The sequence below is a fragment of the Herbaspirillum rhizosphaerae genome (genome assembly GCF_001189965.1).
GTDB lineage: Bacteria > Pseudomonadota > Gammaproteobacteria > Burkholderiales > Burkholderiaceae_D > Herbaspirillum > Herbaspirillum rhizosphaerae.
This window is the reverse complement of record NZ_LFLU01000025.1, coordinates 1-12,694: the sequence shown is the minus strand read 5'-3', so window position 1 is coordinate 12,694 and position 12,694 is coordinate 1. Positions and strand designations below refer to the sequence as shown.

10 protein-coding genes and 1 pseudogene are annotated in these 12,694 nt (G+C 61.5%); 2 read left to right on the top strand and 9 right to left on the bottom strand.

All coding sequences use genetic code 11. The features are described 5' to 3' along the window. The 3 genes from AKL25_RS22480 to glpD are packed head-to-tail and all read right to left on the bottom strand — an operon-like array spanning window position 1 to window position 3,747. Window positions 1–1,089, bottom strand: a complete 1,089-nt coding sequence (locus AKL25_RS22480) for an ABC transporter ATP-binding protein (protein WP_050479934.1) — start codon at window positions 1,087–1,089, stop codon at window positions 1–3. Window position 1,090: 1 nt separating this feature from the next. Beyond that, entirely contained in the window at window positions 1,091–2,176 is a 1,086-nt protein-coding gene (locus tag AKL25_RS22475; protein ID WP_050479933.1) for an ABC transporter ATP-binding protein, read from the bottom strand. A 38-nt stretch (window positions 2,177–2,214) separates the two neighbouring features. Continuing rightward, window positions 2,215–3,747, bottom strand: a complete 1,533-nt coding sequence (glpD, locus tag AKL25_RS22470) for a glycerol-3-phosphate dehydrogenase (RefSeq protein WP_050479964.1) — start codon at window positions 3,745–3,747, stop codon at window positions 2,215–2,217. A 142-nt stretch (window positions 3,748–3,889) separates the two neighbouring features. On the opposite strand from glpD, the gene AKL25_RS22465 reads away from it, so the two are divergent. Next, a complete protein-coding gene (locus AKL25_RS22465; protein WP_050479963.1) occupies window positions 3,890–4,648 on the top strand; it encodes a DeoR/GlpR family DNA-binding transcription regulator in 759 nt (252 codons plus the stop codon). Window positions 4,649–4,824: 176 nt separating this feature from the next. Next, the gene (gene gspG, locus AKL25_RS22460) at window positions 4,825–5,235 is read left to right on the top strand and encodes a type II secretion system major pseudopilin GspG (RefSeq protein ID WP_240475838.1); all 411 of its coding nucleotides are present in this window, start codon (window positions 4,825–4,827) and stop codon (window positions 5,233–5,235) included. 104 nt (window positions 5,236–5,339) lie between these two features. Here gspG and AKL25_RS22455 read toward each other — a convergent pair whose 3' ends face one another. From AKL25_RS22455 to AKL25_RS22430, 6 genes and pseudogenes are all read right to left on the bottom strand, one after another. Beyond that, complete coding sequence (locus AKL25_RS22455; RefSeq protein ID WP_050479931.1) at window positions 5,340–5,540, bottom strand: hypothetical protein; 201 nt, start codon at window positions 5,538–5,540, stop codon at window positions 5,340–5,342. 39 nt (window positions 5,541–5,579) lie between these two features. Continuing rightward, window positions 5,580–6,938, bottom strand: coding sequence for an ATP-dependent protease ATPase subunit HslU (gene hslU, locus AKL25_RS22450; protein WP_050479930.1), 1,359 nt, complete (start codon window positions 6,936–6,938; stop codon window positions 5,580–5,582). Between the two features lie 189 nt (window positions 6,939–7,127). Further along, window positions 7,128–7,664 carry an ATP-dependent protease subunit HslV gene (hslV, locus tag AKL25_RS22445; protein ID WP_007878415.1) on the bottom strand — a complete coding sequence of 179 codons (537 nt, stop codon included), beginning with the start codon at window positions 7,662–7,664 and terminating at the stop codon, window positions 7,128–7,130. A 362-nt stretch (window positions 7,665–8,026) separates the two neighbouring features. After that, window positions 8,027–11,695: a trifunctional transcriptional regulator/proline dehydrogenase/L-glutamate gamma-semialdehyde dehydrogenase gene (putA, locus tag AKL25_RS22440; RefSeq protein ID WP_050479929.1), complete on the bottom strand. Its 3,669-nt coding sequence runs from the start codon at window positions 11,693–11,695 to the stop codon at window positions 8,027–8,029. Between the two features lie 259 nt (window positions 11,696–11,954). Continuing rightward, entirely contained in the window at window positions 11,955–12,353 is a 399-nt protein-coding gene (locus AKL25_RS22435) for an RcnB family protein (RefSeq protein WP_050479928.1), read from the bottom strand. Window positions 12,354–12,558: 205 nt separating this feature from the next. Further along, window positions 12,559–12,694, bottom strand: a pseudogene (locus tag AKL25_RS22430) (ABC transporter ATP-binding protein); the annotation flags it as partial.

Genomic DNA, 12,694 nt, shown 5'->3' with positions numbered 1-12,694 from the left:
CTATCGCCCTATCCTTTCGTCATTGCTGAAGAAGATCGTCTCGGCTTTCGCCAGCCGCAGCCATTGCTGGCCGCCATCCAGCCTGGCCGAGGCGTCGAGCCTGGCCTTGACGATCTGGCCGCCGAATTCCGCGGTGAGCAGCTGGCTGGTGCCGAGATGCTGGACCTGCACGACCTTGGCGCTGACCGCGCCGGGCGCACCGGCCGTGGTCAGCTCCACGAATTCCGGCCGGATGCCGAGCTTGAGTTCGCCGTTGGCGTTCTTGAGCGCCTGCAATTGCCCGGCATCGATATCCACGCGCTGCTGCCCGATCACGACGGCGTCGCCATCGATCTGCAGCGGATAAAAATTCATGCCGGGGCTGCCGATGAAATAGCCGACGAAGGTATGATCGGGACGCACGAACAAAGCTTCCGGCTTGCCCTGCTGCACCACCTTGCCGTTGGTCATGACCACCACTTCGTCGGCGAAGGTCAGCGCCTCCACCTGGTCGTGGGTGACGTAGATCAGGGTCAGCTTGAGCTGGTGGTGGATCTGCTTGAGCTTCTGCCGCAATTGCCATTTCATGTGCGGATCGATCACCGTCAGCGGCTCGTCGAACAGGATCGCGGCGACGTCCTTGCGCACCAGTCCGCGTCCCAGCGAAATCTTTTGCTTGGCGTCGGCCGACAAGCCGCTGGCGCGCTGCTTGAGGTCGCGCGTCAGCTCCAGGATCTCGGCAATTTCATGCACGCGCGCGCGCACTTCGCTCTCTGCCACTTTGCGATTGCGCAGCGGGAACGCCAGATTGTCGAACACGCTCATGGTGTCGTACAGCACCGGGAACTGGAACACCTGCGCGATGTTGCGCTCGCGCGTGGGCATGTGCGTCATGTCCTTGCCGTCGAACAGCACCTGTCCTTCGGACGGCACCAGCAAGCCGGAAATGATGTTGAGCAGCGTCGACTTGCCGCAGCCGGACGGCCCCAGCAAGGCGTAGGCGCCGCCGTCTTCCCACACCATGTTCATCGGCTGCAAAGCGTAGTCCTGCAGCGACGCCGGATTGGGACCGTAGGCGTGGCCGAGATTGCGGAATTCAATGCGTGCCATGTCAGTCTCCCTGAGGGGCGCTCAGCAGGCGGCCCTCGGTATCGAACAGAAAAATCTGTGCGGCATTGATGTTGGCCTGCACCGCGCTGCCGATCTCGAGCGCATGCACGCCGGGCAGTTGCGCCACCAGCGCATCGCCGCCATGGCGCAGGTGCAGATAGGTTTCGGAACCGCTCAGCTCGGCCAGCCCGACGGTGCAGGCGAGCGTGACGCCGGCGCCCGCGAGCGCTTGCAGGCGCACGTCGTTGCAGCGCACGCCGACCTGGCAACGCTGGCCGGCCGTCAGCGTCAAATTACGGCCGGCCACCGTCAGCACGCTGCCGTCGTCAAGCTTCACACTGGCATTGTCGATGGCAGTCGCCGCCAGCATGTTCATCGGCGGATCGTTGAAGATGGAAGCGACCTGCGTCGACGCTGGTGCGTTGAACAATTGCAGCGTCGGCCCGAACTGCAACAAGCGGCCGGCGTGCATCACGGCGGTATGGCCGCCGAGCAGCAGGGCCTCCTGCGGTTCGGTGGTGGCGTAGACCACGGTGGTGTCGCCGTTGGTGAACAGGGAAATCAGTTCCGAGCGCAGTTCTTCGCGCAGCTTGTAGTCCAGATTGACCAGCGGTTCGTCCAGCAACACCAGCGGCGCGCGCTTGATCAGCGCGCGCGCCAGCGCGGTGCGCTGCTGCTGGCCCCCGGACAGTTCGCCCGGCAAGCGTTGCAGCAGGTGCGCGATGTGCAGCTTCTCGGCGATCTCAGTGACGCGCTGATGGATTTCCTGCTGCGGCAATTTTTTCAGGCGCAGGGGCGAAGCGATATTTTCGTACACGCTCAGCCCCGGATAATTGATGAATTGCTGGTACACCATGGCCAGGTTGCGCTCGCGCACGCCGACGCCGGTGACGTCCTTGCCGTCAACCAGAACGCTGCCGCTGCCGGGCTTGTCCAGTCCGGCAATGATGCGCATGAGCGAAGTCTTGCCGGCCTGGGTCGGGCCCAGCAAGACGTTGATGCCGCCCGCCGCCAGTTTCAGATCAAGCGGGTACAGGTGCGTTTCCGCACCGACCGTCTTGGTCACTTGTTTTAATTCCAGGGTCACGCTGTCTCCTTGCTGCTGTTCTGTTTTTTGCTGTTCTGTTACTGCTGTGTGCCGGGTAATGTCTGCTCTTTCAGCCATTGCTGCAGGCGCGCCACGTGCTGCGGCTGGCAGTACAGGCCCAGTTTGCTCCGGCGCCACAAAATATCTTCCGCGCTGCGCGCCCATTCGACGCCGAGCAGATAGCGCGCTTCCACTTCATAAAGCCCCGGCGCCAGCTCTTCGCCGAGATCGGCGAGGCCGGCGGCGCCCTTGAGCAGACGTTCGGCACGGCTGCCGTAGCTGCGCGCATAACGCTGCGCCAGCGCCGGCGGCAACCACGGATGGCGTTCGCTAAAGCCCGCCAGGAAGCGCGCGAAGTCGTAGCGCCGGACCAGTTTTTCCGGCTGTTCCAGATCGCCGCCGGGCAAGGGCGCATTGGCCGTCCAGGACGCCGCCTTGAGTCCCAGCCGCGGCGACAGGATGGCCAGCGCTTCTTCGGCGAGCTTGCGATAGGTGGTGATTTTGCCGCCCCAGACGTTGAGCATGGGCGCGCCGCTGTCGTTACATTCGAGCAGATAGTCGCGCGTCACGGCGGAAGCATTGGCCGAGTTGTCGTCCAACAGCGGACGCACGCCGGAATAGGTCCACACCACCTCTTGCGCAGAAATCTGGCGGGTGAAATAACGGTTGGCCATGTCGCACAGATACGCGATTTCATCCGTGCTGATCTCGACCTTGCCGGCGTCGCCGGTGTATTCCAGATCGGTGGTGCCGATCAGCGTGAAGTCGTCCTGATACGGAATCGCGAAAATGATGCGCTTGTCCGGGTTCTGAAAAATGTAGGCGTAAGGATGTTCGAACAGGCGCTTGACGACGATATGGCTACCCTTGATCAGGCGCAGGCCGTAGCTCTTGGTGGCGCCCGGCACCGCGTCTGCGAACTGCGCAGTCCACGGACCGGCGGCATTGACGATGGCGCGTGCGCGCACCTGAATACGGCCATCCTGTTCGTTCTCCAGCGCGGCGTGCCAGATGTCCCCTTCGCGACGCGCCTCCACGCATTTGGTGCGGGTCAGGATGCGGGCGCCGCGCTCGCTGGCGTCGAGCGCATTGAGCGCCACCAGGCGCGCATCGTCGACCCAGCCGTCGGAATAGACGAAGCCGCGGCGGTAGTTGCCCTTGAGCGGTTTGCCGGCGACATGTTCGTTGAGTTTGAGTCCCTGCGAGGCCGGCAGGATTTCGCGTTTGGCGAGATAGTCGTACATCAGCAACCCGGCGCGGATCAGCCAGGCCGGACGCTGGCCGGCGTCATGCGGCATGACGAAGCGCAGCGGCCAGATGATGTGCGGCGCCGCGCGCAGCAGCACTTCGCGCTCCTGCAAGGCCTTGCGCACCAGTTTGAATTCGTAATACTCAAGATAGCGCAAGCCGCCGTGAATCAGCTTGGTGCTGGCCGAAGACGTGTGCTGCGCCAGGTCGTGCTGCTCGCACAGGATCACGCGCAGGCCGCGGCCGACCGCGTCGCGGGCGATGCCGGCGCCGTTGATGCCGCCGCCGACCACCAGAAGATCACATTCAAGTAGTGTGTTCAACTTGTCTCCGGATTTTTTATTTGCCGTATTGTATTTTTTGGCTACGATACGCGACAACGTGAAAACAAATCAACAATTATTTTGTTGTTTTCAATTCGATTATGTTTTTTAATGTTCATATGATCATTAACCAATTCCCATGATGCTTAATCCGCGGCAACAAACCTTGCTGGACTGCGTGCGCAAGCACATTACGATTTCCGTTGAAGAACTGGCGCAACAGCTCGACGTAACGACGCAGACCGTGCGCCGCGACGTCAAGGCGATGGTGGATGCCAAGTTGCTGGCGCGCTACCACGGCGGCGTCGGCCTGCTCTCTTCGACCGAGAACATCGCCTATCCGCAGCGCCAGGTGATGAACGCCGACGCCAAGCGGCGCATCGGCAAGGCGGTGGCGGCGCGCGTGCCGGACGGTTGTTCGCTGATCCTGAACCTGGGCACCACCACCGAAGAAGTGGCGCGCGCACTGCATCAGCACAGCAATCTGCACGTGGTCACCAATAACCTGAACGTCGCCAGCATGCTGGCCAGCAATACCGCCTCGGAAGTCATCGTCGCCGGCGGCGTGGTGCGCGCGCGCGATCGCGGCATTGTCGGCGAGGCAACCATCGACTTCATCCGCCAGTTCAAGGTCGACATCGGCATCATCGGCATTTCAAGCATCGAGTTCGACGGCGTGCTACGCGACTTCGATGCGCGCGAAGTCAAGGTGGCGCAAACCATCATCGAACAATCGCGGCAAGTCTGGCTGGTCGCCGACTCCAGCAAATTCGGGCGCCAGGCCCTGGTGAAAATGGCGCACCTGTCGCAAATCGACGTGCTGTTCACCGACGCCCCGCCGCCGCCCGAACTGGCCGGATTGCTGCGGGAAAACGAGGTCGAACTGGTGCTGGCAACCTGAACGCAGATTGAATGTTTTCCTGATAATAAATTGCAGGCAAATCCGGACGCCGCCATACCATTGGCGGCGCTTCGGCCTTATACTCTCGCATCTCGCTTTACTGGAAAGAAAGTCCGATGCGCCGCATTGTCACGCGACCCGTTTCTCTTACACGTTTTTATGCGCTGCAGCGCGGTTTGACGAAATTCCAACTGCTGGCAGCCATTGCCGTTATCGCCGTGATTGCCATCGTGGCCGTCCCCCGTCTGATGACCGCAGTCAATCATGCGCACAATCCGGAAGTCGTCACTGCTGAACAGGAGCTCGGCGAAATCGACAAGGCGCTGCAACTCTACAAGCAAGACACCGGCGCTTATCCGACCACCGAACAAGGCCTGCTGGCGCTGATCGTAAAACCGACCCGCGCGCCGATCCCGAAAGACTGGAAAACCGGCGGCTACATCGACCGCCTGCCGCGCGACCCCTGGGGCCATCCCTATCAATACCGCCTCAGCGGTGAAGGCGACGCCTTCGATGTGTTTTCATTCGGCGCCCACGGCCCCGATGAAGGCGACGACAATCCGGGCGTGATCCGCAGCAAGCATTGATTTTGGAGTTGCGCAGTTGCTGATCTGCATGCTGCCCCGGACAAAAAAAAGCCACGGAAATCCGTGGCTTTTTTCATTGCAACTCGTCGTTGAAGGCAGAAGCTTTACTCCTGCTCCGGCTCGTCCAGTTTTTTCTTCACTTCCAGTCGGGCCGACTGCCGCAGCGCCGACGCCGTCTTGCGATGCGGACCGGCGGCGCGCTGCTTGGCGGCGACCGCGAACGGATTGCGCGGCTTGGCAAGCTTTTGCGAAGGCTCAACGCGAAAGCTCATCTTCTGCCTCGTTGCCAATGCCTTGTTTGCCATGACTGCGCTCTCCTTCTCTACGATTCTGTCCCGTGACGCTTACAGCACGTAGCGCGACAGGTCTTCGTTGACTGCCAGTTCGCCCAGGCGATCCTTGACGTAGGCGGCATCGATGGCGATGGTCTGTTCACCGGTTTCGCCGGCCGAGAACGAGATCTCTTCCAGCAGTTTTTCCATCACGGTGTAGAGACGGCGCGCGCCGATGTTCTCCGTCTTTTCATTGACCGAAAACGCGATCTCCGCCAGTTGCTGGATGCCGCTGTCGTCGAACTCCACCTTGACGCCTTCGGTCTCGAGCAGCGCCTGGTATTGCTTGGTCAGGCAGGCGTCGGTGCCGGTCAGGATGGTTTTGAAATCGTCGATCGACAAGGAATCCAGTTCGACGCGGATCGGAAAACGGCCCTGCAATTCCGGAATCAGATCGGATGGCTTGGCCAGATGGAAAGCGCCCGAAGCGATGAACAGGATGTGGTCGGTCTTGATCATGCCGTACTTGGTGTTGACGGTCGTGCCTTCCACCAGCGGCAGCAGGTCGCGCTGCACGCCGGCGCGCGAGACGTCGGCGCTGCCTTGCGAGCGCGTGGCGATCTTGTCGATCTCGTCGAGGAAGACTATGCCGTTTTGCTCGACGTTGGCGATGGCCTTCTGCTTCAACTCTTCTTCATTGACCAGCTTGCCGGCTTCTTCTTCGATCAGGAACTTCATGGCTTCCTTGATCTTGATCTTGCGCGTTTTCTTGCGGTTGTTGCCCATGCCGGAAAACATCGACTTGATCTGTTCGGTCATTTCTTCCATGCCGGGAGGCGCCATGATTTCCATCGACGGCGCGGCGTCGGACAACTCGATCTCGATCTCGCGGTCGTCGAGCGCGCCTTCGCGCAGACGCTTGCGGAAGGTCTGGCGCGTGGTGCTGCCCTTTTCTTCCACGCCGTCACCCGATGCGGCGGCATTCTTGTTGCCTTCCGGCGTGAAGCCGAAATCGCGCGCCGGCGGCAGCAGGATGTCGAGCACGCGGTCTTCGGCGGCGTCTTCGGCGCGCGCACGCACCTTGCGTACTTCGCCTTCGCGCGTTTGCTTGATGCCGATGTCGATCAGGTCCCGGATGATGGTGTCGACGTCGCGGCCGACGTAGCCGACTTCGGTGAACTTGGTGGCTTCGATCTTGATGAAGGGCGCGTCGGCCAATTTGGCCAGGCGCCGGGCGATTTCGGTCTTGCCGACGCCGGTGGGGCCGATCATCAGGATGTTCTTCGGCGTAATCTCGTGGCGCAGCGGCTCGGCTACCTGCTGGCGACGCCAGCGGTTGCGCAGCGCAATGGCGACGGCGCGCTTGGCGCGACCCTGGCCGACGACGTGTTTATCCAGTTCGGAAACGATCTCTTTGGGAGTCATGTTCATGGTGTGTGCTTTGCTCTGTATGGTTCAAAAAGACCTGAAACCTGTTCACGATCTGTAGCGAGAGGTCGTCAGCCGGTGGCGGACGGAGCGGAGCTCAGTTGCATAGTCCTTGGAGTGTACTTTAGTACATGAGGATTCCGAGCACCGCCCGACGCCGGATCACGGCCTCGCAGTAAGATCGTGGACAGGTTAGTCCAGGGTCTCGATGATGTGGTTTAGATTGGTATAGATGCAGAGCTCGCCTGCAATCACCAGCGATTTCTTGACGATGTCGGCGGGCGACAGCTCGGTATTTTCTTGCAGCGCCTTGGCCGCCGATTGGGCGAAGGTGCCGCCCGAACCGATCGCGCCGATGCCGTCGGTCGGCTCCAGCACGTCGCCGTTGCCGGTGATCACCAGCGTGCTGTCGCGGTCGGCGGTCAGCAGCATGGCTTCAAGGCGGCGCAGCATGCGGTCGGTGCGCCATTCCTTGGCCAGTTCGACCGAGGCGCGCATGAGATTGCCCTGGTGCTTTTCCAGCTTGGATTCAAACAGGTCGAGCAGCGTAAACGCATCGGCCGTGCCGCCGGCAAAACCGACCAGGACCTTGCCGTTGTAGAGCTTGCGCACCTTGCGCGCAGTGCCCTTCATGACCACGTTGCCGAGCGTCACCTGGCCGTCGCCGCCGAGCGCCACGGTGTTGCCGCGCCGGACGGAGAGAATGGTCGTGCCGTGAAATTGTTCCATGCTAATGCCTCAATGAATGTGTTCCGCAAGATGTTGCTTTGCTTGTTCTGGTGAAATGGGGTCGGCTGCGTGGATTGCAAGGAGATCGCAAGATGCGCCGGCGCGCCCGGTACAGAAGCGTTATTTTACGCCGCCGGGGCTGGGCGAGGCAGAATGGAGGGAGAGCCGGACATGGACAGATGACAATCTGTCTACACCTATCTGCTTTAAGAAGGGACAGGGAGCAAGGACAACAAATGCAAAAAAGCCGTCGTCCCAGCGCACGCTGGGACCCAGTGTCGTATTGGCGGCAATTGCTGTAACCGACCGCAATCACGGCGCTGGGTCCTGACTTTCGTCAGGACGACAAGTTCTTTACAAATTTACACCGACAAAGTCATCAGGCTCGCATTGCCGCCCGCCGCCGTCGTGTTGACGCACAGTGCACGCTCGGCCACCAGGCGCCACAAATCAATCGGAGCATCTTCCGACGTCGGCACCAGCGGCACCAGGGCGCCGTCGCGTGCCGCCAGCACATTGCGCCATTGCGTGATGACCGGCGCATCGACCAGCGCCAAATGCAGATCCGCCGCCGCGATATCGCCGCTGACGTCGATCGCCTGATGCACCACTTGCGGCAGACCGGCGGGAATCAGCTTGCTTTGCATGGCCGGCACCACCGCCGTGTTGCCGGTTGCCAGCACCGCCGCCAATTGATTGAGCAAGGCCGATACGTCGTCGGCGGCGCACAGGATCTTGCCGCGCGGCGCGAACGACAACGTGTTGCGTTCGCCGGTCGGACCGGGCAAGGTCAGCGTCTTGTAGAGCAGGCTTTCCTGCACGTAGGCGGCACCCAGCTGCGCCAGCTTGGCATGGCCATGCGTTGCGGCCCATTCCAGCAATGCTTTCAAGGGCGCCGACGCGGCGGCCTTGTCATCGCTGAACAGTTTGACTTCGGCATGGCGCTGCAGGCGCTTCAGATACAGCGGACCGCCGGCCTTGGGACCGGTGCCCGACTTGCCTTCGCCGCCGAAAGGCTGGACGCCGACCACGGCGCCGACGATGTTGCGGTTGACGTAAATGTTGCCGACGTGTGCGCGCTGCGCAACGAAGTCGATGGTTTCATCGATGCGTGAATGCACGCCCAGGGTCAGGCCGTAGCCGCTGGCGTTGATGGTGTCGATCAGTTGCGGCAACTGGTCGCGGCGATAGCGCAGCACATGCAGCACGGGGCCGAAGACTTCGCGCTTGAGCTGGGCGATGGAGTCGATCTCGATCACGGTCGGCGCGACGAAAGTGCCTTGCTCGTGACGTTCATCCAGCGGCAGCTGATAGACCTTGCAGTTTTGTTTCATCTGTTCGATGTGCGCCAGCAATTGCGTGCGCGCTTCGCTGTCGATGACGGGGCCGATGTCGGTTTCCAGGCAATCCGGGCGGCCGACGCGCAGCTCCTGCATCGCGCCCTTGAGCATGGTCATGGTCTTGTCGGCGATGTCTTCCTGCAGGCACAGCACGCGCAGCGCCGAGCAGCGTTGTCCGGCGCTGTCGAAGGCCGAACTCAGGACATCCTGCACCACCTGTTCCGGCAAGGCGCTGGAATCGACGATCAGCGCGTTCTGGCCGCCGGTTTCGGCGATGATCGGAATGTCGCCGTGCTCGTCCTTGATGCGTTGCGCCAGCGTGCGGTTGATCAGTTGTGCGACTTCGGTCGAGCCGGTGAAGATCACGCCCTTGACGCGTGCGTCGCCGGTCAATAAAGCGCCGACGGTCTCGCCGCGACCCGGCAAAAATTGCAGCGCTGCGGGCGGCACGCCGGCTTCATGCAGCAATTGCACCGCGCGATGCGCGATCAGCGGCGTTTGTTCGGCAGGCTTGGCCAGCACGACGTTGCCGGCGGCCAGCGAGGCGCTGACTTCGCCAATGAAAATCGCCAGCGGGAAATTCCACGGGCTGATGCACACCACCGGCCCCCAGGCCAGCGCGTTGCCGTCGTGGCGTGTCTGCAGCGCGTAGTAGCGCAGGAAGTCGACCGCTTCGCGCACTTCGGCAATCGCGTTCGGCAGCGACTTGCCGGCTTCGCGCACGGCCAGCGCCATCAGTTCAGGCTGATGCGTTTCGAACAGGTCGGCGGCATGCTCCAGCATCTGCGCGCGGTCGGACGCCGACACCGATTGCCATTCCGAAGCGAAGGCGGTTGCGGCTTCCAGCGCGCTTTCCACATCGGTGCGCGAGGCTTCGACCACCTGGCCGACGACATCGCGACGGTCGGCCGGATTGCAGATCTGCTGCAGCTCGCCGGTAGAGTTGGCGCCGTCATGCAGCAACGGCGCGGCCTGCCATTGATGCGTCGAGGCATGCACAAAGATGCGGTCGAGTTCGCGCAGGCTGTCTTCGTTGCTGAGGTCGATGCCGGTGGAATTCTTGCGTTCTTCGCCGTACAGGTTGCGCGGCAACGCGATCTGCGGATGCGGCTCGCCGCCGGATTTTTGCACGGCCGCGATCGGGTCGGTGATCAGCGTGTCGATGGCGACGTTTTCGTCGACGATCTGGTTCACGAAGGACGAATTGGCGCCGTTCTCCAGCAAGCGACGCACCAGATAGGCCAGCAAGGTCTGGTGCGAACCGACCGGCGCGTAAATGCGGCAAGCCTTGCCGAGCTGATCGGCGCCGACCACCTGGTCGTACAGGGTTTCGCCCATGCCGTGCAGGCATTGGAATTCATAGTCGTCGATCTTGTGCTGCTGCGCCCAGGTGTAGATCGCGGACAGCGTGTGCGCGTTATGCGTGGCGAATTGCGGGTAGATGGCGTCGGTCGAGGCCAGCAGCTTTTGCGCGCAGGTCAGGTAGGACAAATCGGTGTGCACCTTGCGCGTGTAGACCGGATAACCGGACAAGCCGTCCACTTGCGCGCGCTTGATTTCGCTGTCCCAGTACGCGCCCTTGACCAGGCGCACCATCAGCTTGCGGCCGCTGCGACGCGCCAGGTCGGCGAGGTAGTCGATCACGAAAGGACAACGTTTCTGGTAGGCCTGCACCACGAAGCCGATGCCTTCGAAACCGTCGAGGTCGCGATCGAAGGCCAGCGCTTCCATCAGGTCCAGCGACAGCTCCAGACGGTCGGCTTCTTCGGCGTCGATATTCAGGCCGATGTTGTAGGACTTGGCCAGCACTAGCAGTTGCTTGAGGCGCGGCAGCAGTTCGTTCATCACGCGCGCATGCTGGGCGCGCGAATAGCGCGGATGCAGCGCCGACAGCTTGACCGAAATGCCGGGACCGTTCTTGATGCCGCGGCCGTTGGAGGCGCGGCCGATGGCGTGGATCGCGTCTTCGTAGGATTTGTAATAGAAGGCGGCGTCGTGCCCGGTCAGCGCGGCTTCGCCGAGCATGTCGTAGGAGTAGCGATAGCCGCGCTTTTCGTTGTCGCGGCTGTTGGCCAGCGCTTCGGCGATGGTCTGGCCGGTGACGAACTGGTTGCCCAGCATGCGTATGGCGAGATCGACGCCCTTGCGGATCAGCGGCTCGCCGCCCTTGTTGATCAGGCGCGTGAGCGCCGAGGCCAGGCCGCTTTCACTATTGGTGCCGACCAGCTTGCCGGTGATCAGCAAGCCCCAGGTTGCCGCATTGACGAACAGCGACGGCGACTCGCCCAGATGTTTGCGCCAGTCGCCCTTGCTGATCTTGTCGGCGATCAGGCGGTCGGCGGTCTGGTGATCGGGAATGCGCAGCAGCGCTTCGGCCAGGCACATCAGCGCCACGCCCTCTTCCGACGACAGCGAAAACTCGTGCATCAGCGCGTCCACACCGGACGAGCGCGTGCGCTTGGTGCGCACCGCCTGCACCAGCGTGCGCGCCAGCTTTTGCGTCGCTTCGGTCCAGTTCGCATTGCTTTGCACCTGCGACAGCAGCCATTGCACGGCGCCGCGTTCGTCGCGGCGGTACACGGCGGTGATTGCGGCGCGCAAGGGCGTTTGCTCCGCCATCACTTCGTGATGAAAAGCGGCGAAAGCGGGAAGGAAGGTAAAAGCGCTGGACGGGTGGGAGGCGTTGTTCATATTGGTTTGTCTCGGAAAAGTCGGCAAAACACGGTTTTTGCTTGCTGCGATTTTATGCGGGATGAGCCAATATTAATTCTGCATTTACAGCATTAATTACAAATTATATTAAGACAAATACATTTTTACAGAATTATATTCTTATCCGTTTTCGTCTTTGCCGGATAAACAAACACCCGTCCGGACGCTGCGGGACGGGTGTTGGATGACGCTGAAAAGTCGGTCCGGCTGATTGCGCCGGACTGCTTAATCAATCAGCTTAGTTGCCCAGCAACAATTGCATGATGATGCCGGTGCCGATCGCGACCAGCACATAATCGCCGCCGGTCTGCACCCATTGATAGCCGCGCGGAGGCGCGCTCAGGCGATGTTCGCGCCAGTTGTTGACGACGTACTGGCGGTTGCGGTATTCCGGCGGCAGGCGGTCGCCGCGATGGAAGGCGTGATTCGGACCGGCGCCGCGGTCATCGCGATGACCCGGAGGGCCGCGACGGTCGTCACGACGATCATCATGGCGATCGGGCGGACCACGGCGATCGTCATGGCCTTGCGGCGGACGGCCGTCATCGCGACCGTATTGTTGAGCATAAACAGCAGGCAAAGCGCCGACGCCGAGCGTCAGTGCGAGAACCGAGGAGACGATGGATTTCTTATTCATGGAGGGCTCCGTGCGATATCAATAATGCAGAAACCCGCCGCACGGCAATGTTGCCGAAGACATATGCACTGCAAATGCAGCGGGACCGTTGTATGGAGCCCTTAACAAGACGCATGGTTCCTTAAAGGATGTATCCGAATGCTACTGATTGTTGTCATGGCAGCAGCCATGCATGACGAAGCATCCGGTTTCCTGCGCCGCTTTCTTATGCCTCGCCCAGATAAGCCGCCTTGACACGCGGATCATTAAGCATCTGCTTGGCGTCGCCGGTCATGGTGATCAGGCCCGACTCCATCACATAGCCGCGATGCGCCGCCTCCAGCGCCAGCTTGGCGTTCTGT

Bases quoted from the DNA above. Each gene is read 5' to 3' on its own strand.
- AKL25_RS22480 (WP_050479934.1), bottom strand. From the start codon at position 1,089: ATGGCACGCATTGAATTCCGCAATCTCGGCCACGCCTACGGTCCCAAT.
- AKL25_RS22465 (WP_050479963.1), top strand. From the start codon at position 3,890: ATGCTTAATCCGCGGCAACAAACCTTGCTGGACTGCGTGCGCAAGCAC.
- AKL25_RS22455 (WP_050479931.1), bottom strand. From the start codon at position 5,540: ATGGCAAACAAGGCATTGGCAACGAGGCAGAAGATGAGCTTTCGCGTT.
- hslU (WP_050479930.1), bottom strand. From the start codon at position 6,938: ATGAACATGACTCCCAAAGAGATCGTTTCCGAACTGGATAAACACGTC.
- hslV (WP_007878415.1), bottom strand. From the start codon at position 7,664: ATGGAACAATTTCACGGCACGACCATTCTCTCCGTCCGGCGCGGCAAC.
- putA (WP_050479929.1), bottom strand. From the start codon at position 11,695: ATGAACAACGCCTCCCACCCGTCCAGCGCTTTTACCTTCCTTCCCGCT.
- AKL25_RS22435 (WP_050479928.1), bottom strand. From the start codon at position 12,353: ATGAATAAGAAATCCATCGTCTCCTCGGTTCTCGCACTGACGCTCGGC.